This window comes from Niallia nealsonii (assembly GCF_002835805.1).
GTDB lineage: Bacteria > Bacillota > Bacilli > Bacillales > Cytobacillaceae > Niallia > Niallia nealsonii.
Genome location: NZ_PISE01000011.1, coordinates 193322 through 212343, shown reverse-complemented (window position 1 = coordinate 212343; position 19022 = coordinate 193322). Strand labels below are relative to the sequence as shown.

Annotated in this window: 16 protein-coding genes; 15 read left to right on the top strand and 1 reads right to left on the bottom strand. The window is 35.1% G+C overall.

Features of this window, described 5'->3' with window-relative positions:
* Positions 1-9: 9 nt before the first annotated feature.
* The 14 genes from CWS01_RS05715 (at position 10) to CWS01_RS05655 (ending at position 17220) form a co-directional block, all read left to right on the top strand.
* Positions 10-1239 carry a PTS sugar transporter subunit IIC gene (locus CWS01_RS05715; RefSeq protein ID WP_101176223.1) on the top strand — a complete coding sequence of 410 codons (1230 nt, stop codon included), beginning with the start codon at positions 10-12 and terminating at the stop codon, positions 1237-1239.
* A 26-nt stretch (positions 1240-1265) separates the two neighbouring features.
* A complete protein-coding gene (locus CWS01_RS05710; RefSeq protein ID WP_101176221.1) occupies positions 1266-1625 on the top strand; it encodes a PTS lactose/cellobiose transporter subunit IIA in 360 nt (119 codons plus the stop codon).
* Positions 1618-3054: a glycoside hydrolase family 1 protein gene (locus CWS01_RS05705; RefSeq protein WP_101176219.1), complete on the top strand. Its 1437-nt coding sequence runs from the start codon at positions 1618-1620 to the stop codon at positions 3052-3054. The genes CWS01_RS05710 and CWS01_RS05705 overlap by 8 nt, the downstream gene beginning before the upstream one ends.
* Before the next feature lie 372 nt (positions 3055-3426).
* Positions 3427-4530, top strand: a complete 1104-nt coding sequence (locus tag CWS01_RS05700; RefSeq protein WP_101176217.1) for a 5-methyltetrahydropteroyltriglutamate--homocysteine S-methyltransferase — start codon at positions 3427-3429, stop codon at positions 4528-4530.
* Positions 4531-4893: 363 nt separating this feature from the next.
* Entirely contained in the window at positions 4894-5988 is a 1095-nt protein-coding gene (locus CWS01_RS05695) for a FecCD family ABC transporter permease (RefSeq protein ID WP_193603752.1), read from the top strand.
* A 4-nt stretch (positions 5989-5992) separates the two neighbouring features.
* A complete protein-coding gene (locus tag CWS01_RS05690) occupies positions 5993-6754 on the top strand; it encodes an ABC transporter ATP-binding protein (RefSeq protein ID WP_101176213.1) in 762 nt (253 codons plus the stop codon).
* A gap of 17 nt (positions 6755-6771) precedes the next feature.
* Positions 6772-7782 carry an ABC transporter substrate-binding protein gene (locus tag CWS01_RS05685; RefSeq protein ID WP_101176212.1) on the top strand — a complete coding sequence of 337 codons (1011 nt, stop codon included), beginning with the start codon at positions 6772-6774 and terminating at the stop codon, positions 7780-7782.
* Positions 7783-8220: 438 nt separating this feature from the next.
* The gene (locus CWS01_RS05680; RefSeq protein WP_101176210.1) at positions 8221-9939 is read left to right on the top strand and encodes an ABC transporter ATP-binding protein; all 1719 of its coding nucleotides are present in this window, start codon (positions 8221-8223) and stop codon (positions 9937-9939) included.
* A 443-nt stretch (positions 9940-10382) separates the two neighbouring features.
* Complete coding sequence (locus tag CWS01_RS05675; RefSeq protein WP_101176208.1) at positions 10383-11531, top strand: PstS family phosphate ABC transporter substrate-binding protein; 1149 nt, start codon at positions 10383-10385, stop codon at positions 11529-11531.
* Between the two features lie 192 nt (positions 11532-11723).
* Entirely contained in the window at positions 11724-11858 is a 135-nt protein-coding gene (locus CWS01_RS23120; RefSeq protein ID WP_268877047.1) for a hypothetical protein, read from the top strand.
* Positions 11859-12307: 449 nt separating this feature from the next.
* On the top strand, positions 12308-13333 hold the full coding sequence (locus CWS01_RS05670) for a Gfo/Idh/MocA family oxidoreductase (protein ID WP_101176206.1): 1026 nt from the start codon (positions 12308-12310) through the stop codon (positions 13331-13333).
* A 133-nt stretch (positions 13334-13466) separates the two neighbouring features.
* On the top strand, positions 13467-14483 hold the full coding sequence (locus tag CWS01_RS05665) for a LacI family DNA-binding transcriptional regulator (RefSeq protein WP_101176204.1): 1017 nt from the start codon (positions 13467-13469) through the stop codon (positions 14481-14483).
* A gap of 158 nt (positions 14484-14641) precedes the next feature.
* Positions 14642-16006, top strand: a complete 1365-nt coding sequence (locus CWS01_RS05660) for a sugar porter family MFS transporter (protein WP_101176202.1) — start codon at positions 14642-14644, stop codon at positions 16004-16006.
* Positions 16007-16389: 383 nt separating this feature from the next.
* Complete coding sequence (locus CWS01_RS05655; protein WP_101176200.1) at positions 16390-17220, top strand: sugar phosphate isomerase/epimerase family protein; 831 nt, start codon at positions 16390-16392, stop codon at positions 17218-17220.
* A 118-nt stretch (positions 17221-17338) separates the two neighbouring features.
* On the opposite strand, the gene CWS01_RS05650 is transcribed toward CWS01_RS05655, so the two are convergent.
* A complete protein-coding gene (locus tag CWS01_RS05650) occupies positions 17339-17764 on the bottom strand; it encodes a VOC family protein (protein ID WP_101176198.1) in 426 nt (141 codons plus the stop codon).
* Between the two features lie 402 nt (positions 17765-18166).
* Here CWS01_RS05650 and CWS01_RS22250 point away from each other — a divergent pair, with 402 nt between their 5' ends.
* Positions 18167-18343, top strand: coding sequence for a hypothetical protein (locus CWS01_RS22250; protein ID WP_157827568.1), 177 nt, complete (start codon positions 18167-18169; stop codon positions 18341-18343).
* The last annotated feature ends 679 nt before the right edge of the window (positions 18344-19022 follow it).

Sequence of the window (19022 nt, the reverse complement as noted above, 5' to 3'; positions counted from 1 at the left end):
TTGTCATATATGGAGAAACTGATTAGTTGGCTGGAAAATGACTTCTCACCTAAAATGAACAAAATTAATCATAATGTTTGGGTAGTAACGCTAAAGGATTCTATTATGCAACTGCTTCCGTTTATCCTTTTAGGTTCTGTATTCTGTTTATTGACCATTCCTGGAGAGGTATTTCATATTAAAAACTATCCTAATTTCTGGACATTGTTTGGATGGACGATGGGCATGCTGTCTCTTTTAATCTCTTTTTTGATTCCTTTTAATTTAATGGAAAAGAAACGCTTGCGCAAACAGCGTTTTATTGCTGGCTGTACTGGTCTTATTACTTTTTTGATTATTATCTCACCCCAAGTCATTGCAGATAAATCGATTGGTTTTAGTCATGAATCATTAGGCGCAGGAGGCATGTTTGTAGCGATTGTTGCAGGCGTATTTACTGGCTGGGTAATGGGGCTGTTTGGAAAGTTTTCTTTCTTCAAAGAAGAATCTGTCATCCCCGATTTTGTCCGTGCTTGGTTTGATGCCATGCTTCCTATTGCGGCTGTTATTGTGGCAGCTTGGCTAGTAGTCGATATTGTCGGATTTGATTTATATCATACTATTTTGCGAATATTTATGCCGTTAGCATCTATTATGGAATCACCATGGGGCTTTCCCTTAATTATGTTTATTACATGTTTTTTATATACAATGGGTATTTCAACATGGGTGCTTACTCCTGTAACAAAACCAGTTTTTTTAGCTGCTATTACGGCTAATGCTACTGCTGGAGCTGCTAATCTTGTCACTTCAGAAACAGTTTTTTCCGCTTATCTATGGGTTGGCGGGATAGGTTGTACACTGCCTTTAGTTATTATGTTAGCTTTTTCTAAAAATGCCAAACTGAAAGCACTTGGACGAGCAAGCATTACTCCAGGCATTTTCAATATTAATGAACCAGTCGTTTTTGGAGCGATTGCCTGGAATCCAATTATGATGCTGCCAATGTGGATTATTGGAATTGTATTGCCAATCATTATTTGGATCGGTACAAAAGTAATTCACTTTGCGCCCATTCCAAAGATTGTTTTTGATTTATGGTATGTGCCTTTTCCAATTGCAACATGGATTACAACCGGAACAATTACCGGAATTATCTTAATGCTAGTTTGTGTGATTGTCGCAACGCTTATTTGGTATCCATTTTTTAAAGTGTATGAAAAACAAGAAATGGAAAACGAATTAAAAGAAACAAAATAATTATTTTTTCAAGGAGATTAATAAAGATGGATGAAAAAACTGCACAAAATGCGATGCAAATTATTCTTCATGCAGGCGATGCCCGTGTTCATTGTATGAATGCATTAAAAGCAATCGAAAATAGCAGCTTTGAAAAGGCAAAAGAAGAAATAAAATTAGCAAATGGTGAAATCGTCAAAGCGCATCATATTCAGACAAATGCCATTTCAGCGGAAACGCAAGGGGAAGCAGGGACATATTCGGTGCTTTTTGCACATGCTCAAGATACATTAATGACGATATATAGTGAAATAAATATTGCCAAAAGAATGATTAAGATCTTTGAAGTCTATGAAGCTCGTTTAGCAAAATTAGAAAAAGCAGAAATGGAGGATAAATATGAGTAAAGTGCCAACAGGTTTTCCAAAAGATTTTCTATGGGGCGGGGCTATTGCGGCCAACCAAATAGAAGGGGCATATGATATCAGCGGAAAAGGATTAAGTGTAGCGGACATTAATGAATTCCGCGCTGATATTCCGATTGAAAAAAAATCAAATAGAGAAATAGATACAGAATATATTGAAGCTGCCTTAAATAGTACAGATCGTGTTTTTCCTAAACGCTGGGGCATCGATTTCTATCATACGTATAAAGAAGATTTGAAATTATTAGCAGAAATGGGGCTAAAAACATTTAGAACTTCTGTTGCCTGGTCACGAATCTTTCCGAATGGAGATGAATTAGAGCCCTCTCAAGAAGGTCTGCAGTTCTATGAGGATTTATTTGATGAAATCATAAAAAACGGTATGGTACCGATGATTACTATTTCTCACTATGAAATGCCTCTATACTTAACAACGGCTTATAAAGGCTGGTACTCTCGCGAATTAATTGAGTTTTTTAATCGTTTTTGTGAAGTGCTGTTTGACCGTTATCACCAAAAAGTAAAACACTGGATTATTATTAATCAAATTAATTTAATTGTTCATGAATCATTTAACCATCTAGGCATTGCGGAAGATAAAGTGGATAATCTTTTAGAAGCAAAATATCAAGGTGTTCACAATGAAATGGTTGCTTGCGGCTATGCAACAAAATATGCCCATGATAATTATCCAGATCTGCAAATTGGCATGATGTTATGCGGTGGTCCCGCTTATCCAGCAACTCCAAAACCAGAAGATGTGTTGGCCACTGTTCGCCATAATCAAATGGAATATTTTTTTGCAGATGTCCTGCTAAGAGGATACTATCCAGGTTATGCATTCAGATACTTTGAAGATATTGGCATTAACATTAAATTTGGCGAGGGTGATGAAGAAGCGCTGAAAAATACTGCTGACTTTATGTCATTTTCTTATTATTATACTCGAATTTGCGATGCTAAAAGCTATGCAAATGGAAACGAAGATTACCGGAATCCAGAATTAGAAGCAAATCCTTGGGGCTGGTCTATTGATCCAGTTGGGTTAAGAACATATCTTAATTTATTCTATGATCGTTACCAGTGTCCAATTTATATTACGGAAAATGGCGTTGGCTACTATGATCAATTAGAAGATGGAGAAATCCATGACCCATATCGTATTGATTATTACCGGGCACATATTGAACAAATGAAAGAAGCGATTAAAGACGGGGTCGATTTGCGCGGCTATTATGCATGGGGACCAATTGACATTATCAGCTGCTCCTCATCAGAAATGTCTAAACGCTATGGCTTCATCTATGTAGATCAAGATGATTATGGCAAAGGAAGCAAAAAGCGCCTGCTGAAAGACAGCTATCATTGGTATAAAAAAGCGATTGAAACAAATGGAGAAGATTTAAAGTAGGAATAAAAGCAAAAAATAACAGTAGGCTTCTGAAGTTTTGTAATATACTAAAATATCTATTCCCTCAGGATTCGTTGGCTGAGGGAATTTTTGTTTTTTATCGATTTCTTATTGGAAAGTGATTTTAACAAAGAAAATAATCCTGGTTCTAGCCTAAAGCTATAACAAGAGATAGATTTTATGTATTATCCTAGCCCCCTTTTCTCATGTTACATTTATTTTAGAGTACATAAACAAAAGAAATGAAGAGAAAGAAAAATTAGTTCCATCTATTCTAAAACAGTTTTGCTTAGAGAGGGAGAGAGGAACTATCCTCTAGACACCTTGATTATGGATTTTTGACATAAAAACATGATGAAAGAAGGAATTAAAATGACAAAAACACTTATTAAAGCACCATTTAGGGCAGATCATGTAGGAAGCTTGCTTCGTCCTCCATCCATTCATGATGCTAGAAAGAAATTTGCAGAAGGTACTATTACGGCTGAACAGCTGCGTGCCGTGGAAACAGAGGAAATCAAAAGAATAGTAGACAAACAAATTGAAGTTGGGCTTCAAGCGGTAACGGACGGGGAGTTCCGCCGCAGGTTTTGGCATACTGATTTCATGGAGCATTTAAACGGTGTGGAAGGTTATGTTCCTGATCATGGCTATAAATTTAAAGGAGTAGAAACGGAAGCTTATAATGTACGTGTAACAGGCAAGGTATCCTTTCATTCTGAGCATCCTCACTTAAAAGATTTTATTGAATTTAAAGAAATCGTCGGTGATCGTGCAGTTGCAAAAATGACCATTCCAAGTCCGAATCAATTTTTCAACGCTGGTATCCGCAACGAAGAAATTTATCCAACTGTTGAAGAGTTCGCTAAAGATATTATCCAAGCTTATCGCGATGCCATCCAAGCATTCTATCAGGCAGGCTGCCGCTATTTGCAATTGGATGATGTATATATTGCAGGACTTTGTGCTCCAGAACTTCCATTTGCGAAAAGTGACTTAGAAAGAGAAAATTTAATTGATCTTGCTTTGCGTGTTGTAAATGGAGTACTTGAAGGCAAACCAGAAGACTTAATTGTTACTACTCATCTTTGCCGAGGAAATTATCAATCAGCTTGGGCTTTTGAAGGACCATATGACCGAATCGCTCCTAGTTTCTTTGCTAAAGAAAAAGTGGATGGCTTTTTCTTAGAGTATGATGATGAGCGTTCTGGTGATTTCAAGCCTCTAGAATATGTTCCTGCTGATGGAACACAAGTAATATTAGGTGTGTTCACTTCTAAAAAGGGCGAACTAGAAGATAAAGAAGCAATTAAAGCTCGGGTGCAAGAAGCCTCTAAATATGTTCCTCTTGAACAGCTTTGCATCAGCCCGCAATGTGGATTTGCTTCCACACACCATGGAAATAAATTAACAGAAGAACAACAATGGGCAAAATTAAAATTTATTGTGGATGTTGCCAAAGAAATTTGGGGATAAAAAATAAAGCTGCAGTTAAATAAGGGATAATAAAAAACCGGGACATTTTGGGAAGAATGTTCCGGTTTTTTAGCATGATCAGCAGCCTAATAGAAGCAATAAAGGATGTATTTGGGACGCTAAATAGACGAAAAGAAAAAATATTATAGCATTCATTCAGCAAAAGATTTCTTCTTATAGTCCCTTATAAAGAATATGCCATTAATAACTCACTATTTTATTGGAAAAACCAAAGGGAAGAAAATAGAGAGTATGACAAAAAAATATTTTTTGTAAATATTTATTGTATTTTGTCAAATTATATCTTATTATAAACAATAATGATAATCATTATCATTTATGTAATTCTAATTACCTAATTGAATGGGAGGTGAATTTTTGAATACAAAGGATACAAACAAAATAGGGATAGGAAATATCTATTATGCTATTATTTTTCTTTTAATAGGTCTAATTATGTTATCTGCTGTTTATTCTGTATCAATTGGTCAAGTGAATATTCCTTTTAAGCAATCGATGGAGATCTTGATGCATACATTAACAAATGGCAGATTTGGATCGCTAGATAATATTGAAAGCGAATCCTATTTGAATATTATTTTGCAGGTTAGGATGCCTCGGGTTATTTTTGCTCTTCTTATTGGCATAGGACTTTCCTTGTGTGGAACTGTCATGCAGGCAGTAGTGCAAAATCCCCTCGCGGATCCATATATTCTTGGGATTTCATCAGGAGCTTCTTTAGGAGCAACATTTGCTATTTTGGTTGGATTTGGAAGCGGTGCGTTGTTATCCCAATTTGGAGTAGCATTTGGAGCTTTTGTTGGTGCGATGATTACTTCCATAGCTGTGCTTGTATTATCTAGCATAGGCGGTAAAGCAACATCGGTAAAGCTTGTTTTATCAGGGGTTGTTATTGGTGCATTATGCAGTTCTTTTTCTAGTCTTATTATCTATTTTGCCAATGATGCGGAAGGGATTAAAACCGTTACTTTTTGGTCTATGGGAAGTTTGGCTTCCTCTAGTTGGAGTAAGATACCTATTATGGCAGTTGTAGTTTTGCTTGGATGCGGCATGTTTCTTTTTCAGCATCGCGTGTTAAATACAATGCTATTAGGGGATGAATCTGCCATTACACTTGGAATTAACTTAAGCGTTTACCGTAAATTTTATATGATTGTTACTGCTCTTATCACTGGAACAATGGTTGCATATGCAGGAATGATTGGTTTTGTCGGCCTTATTATTCCACATATATCTAGAGGTATATTTGGGTCAGATCATAAACGGCTAATGTTAGGAACACTATTATTAGGAGGCTTATTTTTAATTTGGGCAGACATTTTGTCAAGAACGCTAATACATAATGTAGAATTGCCTATTGGCATCATTACATCTGTTATTGGTTCACCGCTATTCATTTATATGATTGTGAAAAAAGGCTACAATTTCGGAGGGTAAGAAAATGGAATTGATTGCGAAAGAAATGGAGATCAAAATCGGCAAAAAAGAAATTGTTAAAAATATTTCAATACTAGTGAAAAAACAGCAATTTGTTGGTCTGATTGGACCAAATGGATGTGGAAAATCAACGCTCTTAAAAAGTATTTATAAAAGCTTAGTTCCTCATAAAGGCACTGTTTTTTTAGATGATTTGAATATACTAAAAACTTCTGAAAAAAAAGTTTCACAGAGATTGGGTGTAGTTGGCCAATTTAATGAAATGAATTTTGATTTGACTGTGCAGCAAATGGTTATGCTGGGCAGAACTCCACATAAAAAAATGCTGGAGTCAGATAAACAAGAAGATTTTGCGATTGTTGAAGAAGCATTGACGCGAACGAATTTGCTTGATTACAAGGATCGAAGTTTTTTATCTTTATCTGGCGGGGAAAAGCAAAGGGTTATTTTAGCGAGAACAATTGCACAGCAGCCAAAATTTATGATTTTAGATGAACCAACCAATCATTTGGATATTCGTTATCAAATTGAAATTTTAGAATGTGTAAAAGAGCTGAATATTGGTGTACTAGCAGCCCTTCATGATTTAGAAATGGCAGCTCATTACTGTGATTATCTTTATGCCATAAAAAATGGAGCAGTGTATGCACATGGTACACCTGAACAGGTTCTAACGTCTGAAACAATTGAAGCACTATATCAAATAAAGTGCCAAACATTCATTAATCCAGTTACAAATGGATTAGGTTTTGCATATGGCATATAAAATAGGGGGATAAAAACTTGAAGAAGAAATTATTGCTAGGGATTGGTTTAGCAACGATGTTAACATTAACAGCATGTGGAGGTACAGCTAAAAACAGCTCCACAGAAGAATCACAGACTAAAAATCATTATCCATTGACGATTCAAAATTATACAAAAGCAGAAGGGGGAACAACTTGGGAAGAAAAAGAGCAAATATTTGATAAAGCGCCTGAACGAATAATGGCAAATACCAGACCAGCAGCAGAACTGTTATTGCATTTAGGATTAGGAGACAAAATTGTTGGCGTAGGTGCAAATTTTGGCACACCAGATAAATCGGTGGAAAAAGAATATTCTAAATTAAATATATTAAGTGATGAATATGTTGGAAAAGAAGTTGCATTAGGAACGGACCCAGATTTAGTATACGGCCGAGGCGGTTTATTTGATAATGCAGACTGGGGAGTAGGAACAGTAGATTCCCTTAATGATATGGGAGTTAAAACATATGTTCTTGAATCTTCCGTTATTGGGGGAACGTATAGCTCTATCTATAAAGATATTGAAAACTTAGGCGGAATTTTTAACATACAGGATAAAGCGGAAAGTTTTATTAAAGAATTAAAGGAAAGACAAGCATCCATCGTCTCTAAATTAGCTAACATAAAAGAAGAAAAAACATTTGCTTATTTGCATATGAGCGATCCAAAAGAAGTATATGTGTATACAGCGAGTACGGAAACATTCTTTAATGATGCCTTTAAAATGGTTAAATTAGATAACGTGTTTAAAGATCAAACGGGAGAGGTTAGTATTGAAATGCTTATTGAGGCCGATCCAGATGTATTAATCATTCCTGATTGGGAAGATTCAAGTGCCAAGATAAAAGAAGGACTTTACAGTAATCCTAAGTTATCAAGCATGAAAGCAATAAAAAATAAACAGGTTTATGCGGTTGACTACAACTATATGTTTGGATATGGCTACAACACAATAGATGGAATGGAAATATTAGCTAAAGAAATGTATCCAGATTTGTTTAAATAGAAAGCTGCTTGTCAGGGCTTTGAAATGAAATTTTGATTATTAGCTGCATAATCAGCATATCGTCAAAAGTATGGAAGTATTGGTAAAGAAATGATTGCAAAAAACTATGAATTTGAATCAGACGTAATAATTGATAAAAAATAGCGAGCGCAGGAACTAGAAGTAGTTTAATAAAGTTGATTTTTTATATAAAACAGTATTGATATTATAACTAAAAGGAATTTTTTTATAATTATTTATTGAGAATAATAATCAATTTCATCTTCTGCAAAAGCTGTTGTTTTCATCATCTGCTCTGATAAGAGGTGCTCGTAATTAAATTACTGCCACAACGGTACTATCCGGAATCGTTGCTGCGGTAGTTGGAGCACCTTATTTAGTATATTTGCTTGTCTGTTTAAAAGCTTAATAACCAAAAGGAGGGAGATCGTAAACAATATGTTAAAACAGTTTTTTTCTTATTACAAACCGTATAAATGGTTATTTACTATTGATTTTACTTGCGCAATTTTAGCTGCTTTATTGGAGCTCGCGTTTCCTTTAGCTATTAATAAAGTAGTTGATGATTTATTGCCAATGGGCAACTGGATGCTTATTATATGGGCATGTGTAGGTTTGCTGGGGATTTATGCGTTAACAGCTTTCCTTCATTTTGTTGTTACCTATTGGGGGCATATGCTAGGAATCAATATTGAGACAGATATGAGAAAAAGGTTATTTGATCATGTTCAGAAGCTGTCTTTTCGATTTTTTGACAATAACAAAACAGGTCATCTTGTTTCCCGAATGACGAATGACTTAATGGATATTGGAGAAATCGCCCATCATGGTCCTGAAGATTTGTTTATTGCGATAATGACTCTGACAGGAGCTTTTGGTTTAATGCTATCGATTAATTGGAAGCTTGCTGTGCTGACGTTCATTATTATTCCATTTTTAATCTGTTTATCGATCTACTTTAGCAGGAAAATGTCGCGTGCCTTTAGTCAAATGTTTGTAGATATTGCTGATTTTAATGCAAGAGTCGAAAATAATGTCAGCGGTATTCGCGTCGTAAAAGCATTTGCTAATGAAAATCATGAAATGGATCAATTTGCTGTAAATAATGGAAGATTCCGCAAAACAAAGCTTGTTACTTATAAGGTAATGGCATGGAACTCATCGATTAGCCATCTGCTGATGAAAGTTGTTTCTTTATTCGTGCTAGGATGTGGTACTTGGTTTGTGATTGACAGACAAATGACGTTTGGCGAATTTATGGCCTTTGTGCTTCTTTCCAATGTATTTCTTACACCGATACAGCAAATTAATTCTGTTATTGAAACATATCCAAAGGGAGTAGCTGGTTTCCGCCGTTATTTGGAGTTGCTTAACACTGCTCCTGATGAGAAAGATGAACATGATGCTATTCAAGTGGAACATTTAAAGGGTGACATTGAATACAAAAATGTAATATTCGGTTACGAAGGAAAAGGCAAAGTTTTAAATAAAATTAGCTTTCATGTCAATAGAGGAGAAACAATTGCCCTCGTTGGCCCATCTGGAGCTGGAAAAACGACGATCTGCAGTCTGCTTCCTCGATTTTATGATAGTGAATCAGGCAGCATTGAGATTGACGGCATCAATATTAAAGAGATGTCCCTTTCATCCTTGCGCCAGCATATTGGAATTGTACAACAAGATGTGTTTCTTTTTGATGGAACAATTCGTGAAAATATTGCTTACGGAAAACTTCATGCAACAGAAGAGGAAATTTGGAAGGCAGCGAGACGGGCACAGATAGAAGAAATTATCCTCAATCTTCCAGATGGATTAGATACATTAATCGGTGAACGTGGCGTCAAATTATCAGGAGGTCAAAAGCAGAGAGTTTCTATCGCTCGGATGTTTTTGAAAAACCCGCCAATTCTTATTCTCGATGAAGCAACGTCTGCTTTGGATACAGAAACAGAAGCAGCAATTCAGACAGCATTAAATGAACTGTCACAGGGCAGAACTACACTAGTAATTGCCCATCGTCTGGCTACGATTAAAAATGCTGATCGAATTCTAGTTGTAACAGAAGAAGGCATAAAAGAACAGGGAACACATAAAGAGCTGATTGAAGTTGGAGGGACATACAGCAGACTTCATCATGCACAGTTTCAAATAGATTAATAAAATGAAAAGAATCATTAATGGGGACAAGCTAATTAAAGAAGCGATTTGAACTATAAAGAAGTAGTTGCCCCCATATCTATTAACAGGAATTATTTTTTAGAAAAAGATATTTACTTGGATATTATTTAATGGGAATAAATCTAGGAAGCCTTCTACCAATGCTTTAAAACATTGGCAGGAGGTTTTTTGTTTTTATTAAGATTATGGGGATATACATCTTAATCTTTCACATGCCTGATTATCTTTATAAATAAGGAATCAAAAAAGTCTTTTTATATTAGAGTAAATATATTATAATAGTGTAAAAATACACTTTTTTTAAGATTGTTATTATTTAATGCATTCTATTATGTAAGATGACAAGGAAGGAGAATTAGCAGGATTTAAAATAAGATAGATACATATTAATAAATACGTTAGTTTTAGGGGGAAAAGAAAAGATGAAAAGTTTTGGAGCAATTCTGACAGTTGTTATAGTTGGTTTCGCTGGCTTTATTGCTACTATTATCGCATCGCTATCGAGGAATGCTGAGTTTTATGTTCCGATGGTTCTAGCTATAACAATTGGATTGATTATTTTAATCCTTCTCGCAATCTATGGTCAGTTGAAGAAGAAAATGCCAAGGATTAGTGCGATTGTTTTTTTCTCAGTCTCTGCTGTTTTGATTATTTCCTACGAGGGGTATCAAGCTTATTTGAAGAGTCTTGAAGTGGTAAGTAATCAAGATGTGGATTTGTCTGAGTATCGTCCGTTTGCGAAAAATACAAAAGCTGTGTCATTAGAGGATAATTCTACTTATAAGATTAAAGAAAATCTTCCTATGTTAGATGGGGCCACTGCTTTATATCCTGTTTATTCGGCTTTTGTTCAGGCTGTTTATCCGAAACAAAATTATCCGTTAGAGGAAAGTCAGGTTGTTTCAAGCCAAACAAGCACTGCATTTGACCGTTTAGTAAATGGAGATGCAGATATTGTATTTATGGCACATCCCTCGGAAAATCAGATGAAGAGTGCCAAAGAGCAGGGCGTAGAATTGAAGTTGACTCCGATTGGGAGAGAGGCTTTTGTCTTTTTTGTTCATGATAAAAATCGAGTAAAGAAGCTGTCCATAAAACAGATTCAAGGAATTTATTCTGGCCAAATCAAAAACTGGAAGGAAGTAGGGGGGAATGATGAAAAAATAAGAGCCTTTCAACGGCCAGAAGAAAGTGGAAGTCAATCTGCTTTAATTCGCTTAATGGATGGCATTCCTCTAATGAATCCCCCTTCTGAAGATATTGTAACTGGGATGGGAGGTATTATTACCGAAACGACTAATTATAGAAATAAAACAAATGCAATTGGCTTTTCTTTTAGGAAGTTTTCAGAGGAAATGGTACAAAACGGGAAAATTAAAAATATTGCTGTAGAGGGTGTACTTCCGACAAAAGAGAATATTCAAAATGAAATTTATCCTATTGTAGCGGAGTTTTATGCTATTACTGCAGGGAGTGATAATCCCCATATAGAAGAATTCATTAAATGGATTCAATCTGAGCAAGGACAAGAGATTGTGGAAAAGACAGGATATATCTCATTAAATAACTAATATTAGAGAAATTATTTATTGTATATTAGATGAATTGGCATAAGTGTGCCTGACCCCCAATCCAATAGTCCTTTTATGCAATAAGTATTAGGATTCTTTAGGAGAACTATAAAGGCTGCCTTATGAATTCAAAACATAATTTGGAATCAACCAGGAGAAAATAAGAAAGCTGAAAGAAAGGGGTGTTAGGTGATGACAAAGAAATTTAATTCAGGCAGCAAAAACCAAAGTTCTCCAAAAGGAAATCAATCTGTGAGCGTAAGCGGAGATAACAGCAAAGGAAATAAACGCAATAAAGATCAGAATGATAAAACAGATACAGATTAAGAGAAATGGCTTTTGATGAATAATAGTGCTTGCCACGAGAGCCGAATGCTTTCATGTAATTTGGCTTAGGAATTTTTTGAAAAATAAACATTTCTAATTTAGACTTGGTTTTCGTGAAAAATACTTTCCGATTTCCAGGTCTTTTTTGTTTTTCATCTTTTTTCTATCTAGTTCTCCTCGTTTTGCTTTCTTCTAGTTTATCTAGAGTTCTGCTTGTTCAATCGAATGTAGTTTAATCTGGGAGAAATTAGAGGAGAGGATTTTTTTAAAAAGTTAGAAAATAGATTGACAGATATTTTGAAAGGGATTACAATCAAAATAAGTTAAGGAAAGAACTTTCCTAATTATATATGAATATACTGATATTTTTATAAAAAATCCGTTTTATAAAAGGATTTTTTATAAAAAAATAAGGAAAGTCTTTCTTTATAATAATAAGGAGGGATTAGATGAAACAATTAAAGGTTGGACTACTAGGTGCAGGGCGTATGGGGGCATTTCATGGGGAGACTATAGCAAAAAGAATACCAAATGCTAGTTTATGTGCTATAGCAGATCCATTTCCAGGAGCTGCAGAAAAATTGGCAGAAAAATTAGGACTAACGATAAAAACATATATTAATTCGGGTGAGATGATGGAAGATCCAAATATAGATGCAGTAATCATCGCATCTCCAGCAAAAACACATGCTAATAATGTGATTGCAGCGGCTAAAAATGGAAAAGCTGTATTTTGTGAAAAACCAATGGCAGTTACATTAGAAGAAGCTGATGAAGTTCTTCAAGTGGTCAAGGAAATGAATGTACCATTACAAGTGGGATTTAACCGTCGTTTTGCAAAAGGGTTTAGAAAAGCACATGATGAAATAGTGGCAGGATCAATTGGTACTCCTCAGTTATTGCGTTCTCTTACTAGAGATCCAAAATTAGGAGATCCATCACCTATTCCTCAGTGGAATATTTTTTTGGAAACGCTTATACATGATTTTGATGCTTTATTATATTTCAATCCTCATGCCAAGCCGGTAGAGGTTTTTGCTGCAGCTGATGCTTTAGTAAGACCGGATTTTAAAGAAAAGGGATTTCTTGATACGGCAGTAGTAACGATTAAGTTTGATAATGGGGCAATTGCAACTGCTGAAGCCAATTTTCAAGCTGTATATGGCTATGATGTTCGTGGAGAAATCTTTGGATCTGAAGGCATGCTGCAAGTAGGGGATGTTCGTGAATCAAATATGATTAGATATACAAAGACAGGAATCAGTATGGATACTTGTCGTTATGATCAAGATTTGCTTTATGATGCGTATATAGAGGAATTAACTTCATTTGTAGATTCCGTTTTAAATGATAAACCTACATATGCTACAGGGGAAGATGCAAGGGCTGCCCTGTTAATAGCATTAGCAAGTATTGAATCTTATAAAACGAATCGACCTGTTAAAGTAAAAGATGGCGTTCTTCATTTAGTGTGAAGCATTAGATCAGAGTGTAGACAAAGTCATTTTGCTAACTCGTCAGTCTGATTAGATAAATCACCTTTTTACTGATACTCTTTTTGTATTCGTTTATACTTAGGATATAAATTGCAGAAAAAGGTGATTTACGATGAAACCAACCATATACGATGTTGCAAGTAAAGCAAATGTATCTATTTCTACTGTATCTAAAGTATTGAACGGGACAGGCAGCATCAGTGAAAAGACAAAAAAACGAGTTTGGGATGTGATTGAGGAATTAAACTATCAGCCAAGTCTTGTTTCTTCGGCAAAAAAAGCGATGAAAACAATTGGTTTGTTAATTCCAGATGTTTCTAATCCGTTTATGGCTGAAATTACAAGAGTAATTGAAGATAATGGCCGCAAAAAAGGGTTTAACGTCATGATTTGCAGTACAGATAATGATTTTACAAAAGAAGAAGAGTATATTTCCATGCTGAAACAAAAATATGTGGATGGAATGATTGTTGCTACAGGTTTGCAGAATAATCGTGCCATTCAAGAATTGATAGAAAGTGATATGCCGGTTGTTATGCTTTCTCGTGAAGTTCCTTTTTTGCCAGTTCATGCCGTATTGGTAGATGATTTTCAAGGAGGATATGAAGCTGCAGTTCATTTATCCAACTTAGGGCATAAAAAAATATTTATGATTGCTGAAAATCTAAACAATCCAACTATAAAACAACGTGTCAACGGGTTTAAAGAAGGCTTACAAGTCTCTGGAATCCCTTTTGATGAAAAGTCAGTCTCTTATAGTTCACTTGATTTAGAAGATAGCAAACAATTATGTTTAAAGGTATTGGAAAATGTGGAAGAGAGGCCTACAGCGATTTTTGTTTCTACAGAACTGCTTGCTTTTGGCGTACTGCAGGCTGCAAGAATACTAGACATTCAAGTACCAAATCAATTATCTTTAGTTGGATTTGATAATAGTATATTAGCGAAGCTCAGCAATCCTCAATTAACAACTATTGCACAGCCTGTAGAAGAAATGGGAGCCAAAGCAATCGAGCTGCTTGTAAAGGAGATCACTAATAATAAAGAGGGGAAAAATAAGGTCATGCAACGTGTGATATTGTCTCCATTATTAATTATTCGTGAATCTACTTTACCTTTTAGCAAATAACATCACGATGAAAAAAAGTGAATATTGCTTTTATTGAAATGCCCCTGCGAGGATCTTAGGGAGATTGAGATAACAAAATTCTAAATTAAAACAACAAAAGTTTTGTTATCTCCTATTGTTTTAATTTTTATAAAAAAGATCAGTAGGAGGTTCTATCTGTGAAGTCAAAAAAGGCATATATTAGTTTAATTTATTTCTTTGGAGCTTTGGGTGGTTTGCTTTTTGGCTATGATACAGGTGTAATTTCTGGAGCTTTGCTTTTTATAAGAGAAGATTTAGGCTTAACCCCTTTAATGGAAGGGATAGTAGTTAGTGGGGTACTGATAGGAGCATTAATTGGAGCCGCATTTTGTGGGAATTTCGCTGACCGTATTGGAAGAAAAAAAGCGATTATTTGGCTCGGGCTTCTTTTTTCGATTGGTGCTATTGGAACAGGGCTTGCACCAAATGTAAGTATATTAATCTTTTTTAGGATAGTGTTAGGTGTTGCGGTAGGTGGAGCTTCAGCATTAGTGCCGCTATATTTGTCAGAAATGGCACCAGCCGCCATTCGTGGGAGAGTTGCTTCATTAAACACAGTAATGAATGCAATAGGTATTCTTTCGGCGTATATTGTCAATTATGCTTTTTCCTCCTCAGGTCGCTGGGATTGGATGCTATTATTAGCAATTATTCCTTCCCTTCTTTTAATGATAGGTATGTTTTTTATGCCGGAGAGTCCACGGTGGCTGTTGCAAAATAACAGAGAAGAAGAAGCTCGAAAGGTACTTGGCTTAACGAGAGAGTCTAATAAAATTGAGTCAGAGATTGAGAGTATAAAAGCATTAAAATCAGTGGGAAAAGTGCCTCTTTCTGAATTATTTTCTCCTTTGATGCTGCCAGTTTTGCTGATTGGAATTGGCTTAGCAGTTTTTCAGCAAATAATAGGAACAAATACCATTATTTATTATACACCTACCATTTTATTGGATTCTGGATTTGGGGCATCAAGTGCGATTGCTGGAACCATTGGTATAGGCATAATAAATTTAGTATTTACTATCATTGGAACTGTATTGGTTGATAAAATCGGTCGCAGAAAATTAATGCTGATGGGAAATGTGGGAATGACATTAGCATTAGGGATATTGGGAATTAGTACATCGTTTTTTCAATCACCAGGTTGGCTATTATTAGCTTGTTTATGCTTATTTATGGTAGCATATTCAGCGAGTTGGGGAATGGTTGTTTGGGTGGTTCTTGCAGAAATATTCCCTTTAAGAATAAGAGGCACGGCTATGGGGGTTGCAAGTACTTGTTTATGGTTAGCTAATATAGCTGTCTCCTTATCTTTTCCTATATTACTAAATAGTATAGGATCTAGTTTACTATTCCTTATTTACGGAACGGTTGGTATAGCAGCATTTATATTTGTCTATAAATATGTGCCAGAAACGAAAGGAAAGACATTAGAAGAAATTGAAGCAGAAATAACATTAAAAAAACCTATCACCAATAATCAGAAGTTGCACATGAATAACTGAGGAGAGAAGGATGTTTGCTAAAGGGAAAGTACATTTAGGGATCTTTCCAATTGATTGAAACAATAATGATATAACTGCTTTTGGTTGAGAGAATGCATGTGAGCTAGGAATTAGTGAAATAAATGGTTTAGTATGCCTCTTTGTTCGTTTTCTTATTGAAAAATGGAAGCGAATTCATATAAAGGTTGGATTTTTTTAGAAGAAATGTTTATGAATTAACCTATTGCTTGTTTGCATCTAATCAATTTATGCTTGGTGATTATAAATCAATTGAAAAAGATGAAGAAGGAAAAAAACTATTAAATAAGCTAGGAGAAATAACGAGGGAAAGAAGCTTTATCAAGAAATTATAGCTAAGTTTAAAGAGAGGGAGAGGAATTAAGATGAATAGAGATTTTGGACTGTGCCTTTGGACTTTTGGAGACATTTCATTTGAAGAAAAATGTAAGACAGCAAAAGATATTGGTGTAGATGGTGTAGAAATTCAAGGTGATCTCACTCAAAATCCAACGGACATTGCAGCATTATTGAGTGCCTGCAATTTAAAGATTCTTTCTGTAACCCCTGGTAATGTGGATATTTCAAGTACTGATGAAAATGTAAGAGGAAAGGCAGTACAGTACTTTTTAGACTTATTAAGCTGGGCTGAAGAAGCAGGTGCGAAAAGAATTTGTCTGCATGGAGATGTGGGGAAAACGGTTGGGTGTGGAGATCTTGAGAAGGATTGGCAGCTGCTTGTAGAAAGCACAAAAGTGGTAATGGATAAAGCTGATTTTTTGAATATAGAAGTAGTTTATGAAGTATTGAATCGTTATGAAAACCATCAAATTGTCACAAATCAAGAAGCTTTAGCCCTAATTGAAGAAGTAGGCAGTCCAAATTTATTGGTTCTTTTAGATTCTTATCATATGAACATAGAGGAGTCCGACCCGATGAAGGCGTTAAGAACAGCCGGGAATAAATTGGGTGTCTATCACGTGGGAGATTCTAATCGTCAAGCAATTGGAAATGGTCATGCAAATATAAAAGAACAAGTAGAAACGTTGCATGAGATCAATTATAAAGGACCAATCATTATGGAAATGACGGCAGAGGGGCCTAATCCATTTACTCCAATAAAGGGAGAGAATTATTTGCAAGTTATTACAGAATATTATAAAAAATCCTTAGAAACATTAAAATTGTGGGATAACGTAAAAATAGAAGTAAAATGATGCATGCAGCTAGTAAAATGATTAAAAAGTGCCTGACTCCCAAAGTGGTAATGCTTGAAAGCAATGGGGGACAGGCGCCTTTTTTATGTTAAAACGTATGGCGCAAAAATAAACGCAATTATTGTTTGCCTTCTGTGAATACTTGGAAATTAACTCCGAATTTATCTGTTACACTGCCGTATGCGGGGCTGAAAAAAGTTTCTTGCAGCGGCATGCCTACTTGGCCTTCTTGCTGCAGTGCATCAAACATTTGTTTCGATTTGTCTGCATCATCTGTTGTAATGCAAATGGTCACTTGGTTTCCACTCTGATGCGGCTGGCCAGGGAACGTATCAGAAAGCATAAGTTCCGTTTCACCAACTTTTATTGTTGCGTGTGAGACGCGTTCCTTTGCCTCTTCTGGCAAGGGAAACTCTGGGTTCTCAGGCATTTCTCCAAAAGATTGAGAGAAGAGAACTTGTGCATTTAATGCTTTTTCATAAAATTGGATCGCTTCTTTAGCATTTCCATCCATTACTAAGTACGGTATTAATCTTACTGTCATCATAATCATCTCCTAATTTAATAAATAGTGTCTTATTTTTTGCTTAAAATGGTGATGTATTGCTTTATTATGTATTTCTAGGTGATCTTGTTAAGGCATACAGGACAATGCTATTATTGCCAACAATTAGATTATATACTAAAAGAACGTATGTTCGCAAGTTGGAAATTAGTTTTAAGAAATCTTTTTGTAAGTTGCTTTGCCTATAATTTCATTAATGCATTGGAAGCACATATTTATGAAATGCTCTGAAGTTTGTCAGCATTTTTTCCATCAATAGGTTTTAGCAGAAGCATTAAAGCAAGAAATAAAAGGAAAAACAACTAAATAAAATGATATTTTAATCATAAAAAGGGGAAAGATTGCAGATAATTTATATATCTTCATCTTAAGGAGGAGCCAATGGAAACAAATAATTTTGATCCAATTCTAAATCCAAAAGCTAAAGAAAGCAGAGGAGAGAAGCTGGAAATTAGTTCTACGGGTTATGGGCTTGAATCTGTTCAAAAAGAAATGGAAGAAGAAGGGCGCAATCAGAAAAAAGCAAAGGGGACAAACTCATCCTATGGCGGTTTGTAGACTAAAAAGGTAAAAAAAATGAAATGCACCCCAATTATTAAACACAAATAACAATTGGAGGTGCATTTTGTGAAGAACTTTCATGAGTGCATAAACTGTATTATTATTTTTTGATTAACGCTATTTTCGAAATATACTATAAAAAAGTATTTGTTTTAGATATATTAATTTTATAGAAATACTCTATCAGAAAATTTGTCACCAAATGAATGAAAAACGGTAAAAGCTGTTCTCACGCAAGATGGGAAAAAGACGGATCTATTTAATTAAAGTGCATGCAAGTAATCAAGGTTCTATTGTAATGCCTAGCAAATAAATTGTTGTGGTTCAACTTTCTAAAGAGGAATTAAATTCTATCAAAGAAGAAACACTTAATAATGAAGGAAGTAAGGAACATCATCATTAAAAAAGCAGTGTTTATATGGTGATATTTAGGAACATAGAAAGGGCATCCGACAGCCGGAAAAACAGCTGATTGGATTGCCCTTTTCGTTTATTTTTATCGTGTTTCTATCGATTAGCAGAATTATTTCATCATATGGATAAAAAAAGATAGTATTCATCTAATTTTAGTCCGTTTATAAAAGCGTATTTGAGGTTAATTCATGGAAGATCGCTTAATTCCCTTTTATATACATTCCTAGTTATTTGGGTTTCTAGTTGGGAAGAAAAGGAGTAT

Coding starts and splice junctions, on each gene's coding strand:
- CWS01_RS05670 (WP_101176206.1), top strand. CDS start 12,308: ATGAAACAATTAAAGGTTGGACTACTAGGTGCAGGGCGTATGGGGGCA.
- CWS01_RS23120 (WP_268877047.1), top strand. CDS start 11,724: ATGACAAAGAAATTTAATTCAGGCAGCAAAAACCAAAGTTCTCCAAAA.
- CWS01_RS05680 (WP_101176210.1), top strand. CDS start 8,221: ATGTTAAAACAGTTTTTTTCTTATTACAAACCGTATAAATGGTTATTT.
- CWS01_RS05715 (WP_101176223.1), top strand. CDS start 10: ATGGAGAAACTGATTAGTTGGCTGGAAAATGACTTCTCACCTAAAATG.
- CWS01_RS05710 (WP_101176221.1), top strand. CDS start 1,266: ATGGATGAAAAAACTGCACAAAATGCGATGCAAATTATTCTTCATGCA.
- CWS01_RS05705 (WP_101176219.1), top strand. CDS start 1,618: ATGAGTAAAGTGCCAACAGGTTTTCCAAAAGATTTTCTATGGGGCGGG.
- CWS01_RS05650 (WP_101176198.1), bottom strand. CDS start 17,764: ATGACAGTAAGATTAATACCGTACTTAGTAATGGATGGAAATGCTAAA.
- CWS01_RS05700 (WP_101176217.1), top strand. CDS start 3,427: ATGACAAAAACACTTATTAAAGCACCATTTAGGGCAGATCATGTAGGA.
- CWS01_RS05665 (WP_101176204.1), top strand. CDS start 13,467: ATGAAACCAACCATATACGATGTTGCAAGTAAAGCAAATGTATCTATT.
- CWS01_RS05675 (WP_101176208.1), top strand. CDS start 10,383: ATGAAAAGTTTTGGAGCAATTCTGACAGTTGTTATAGTTGGTTTCGCT.
- CWS01_RS05695 (WP_193603752.1), top strand. CDS start 4,894: ATGGGAGGTGAATTTTTGAATACAAAGGATACAAACAAAATAGGGATA.
- CWS01_RS22250 (WP_157827568.1), top strand. CDS start 18,167: ATGGAAACAAATAATTTTGATCCAATTCTAAATCCAAAAGCTAAAGAA.
- CWS01_RS05690 (WP_101176213.1), top strand. CDS start 5,993: ATGGAATTGATTGCGAAAGAAATGGAGATCAAAATCGGCAAAAAAGAA.
- CWS01_RS05655 (WP_101176200.1), top strand. CDS start 16,390: ATGAATAGAGATTTTGGACTGTGCCTTTGGACTTTTGGAGACATTTCA.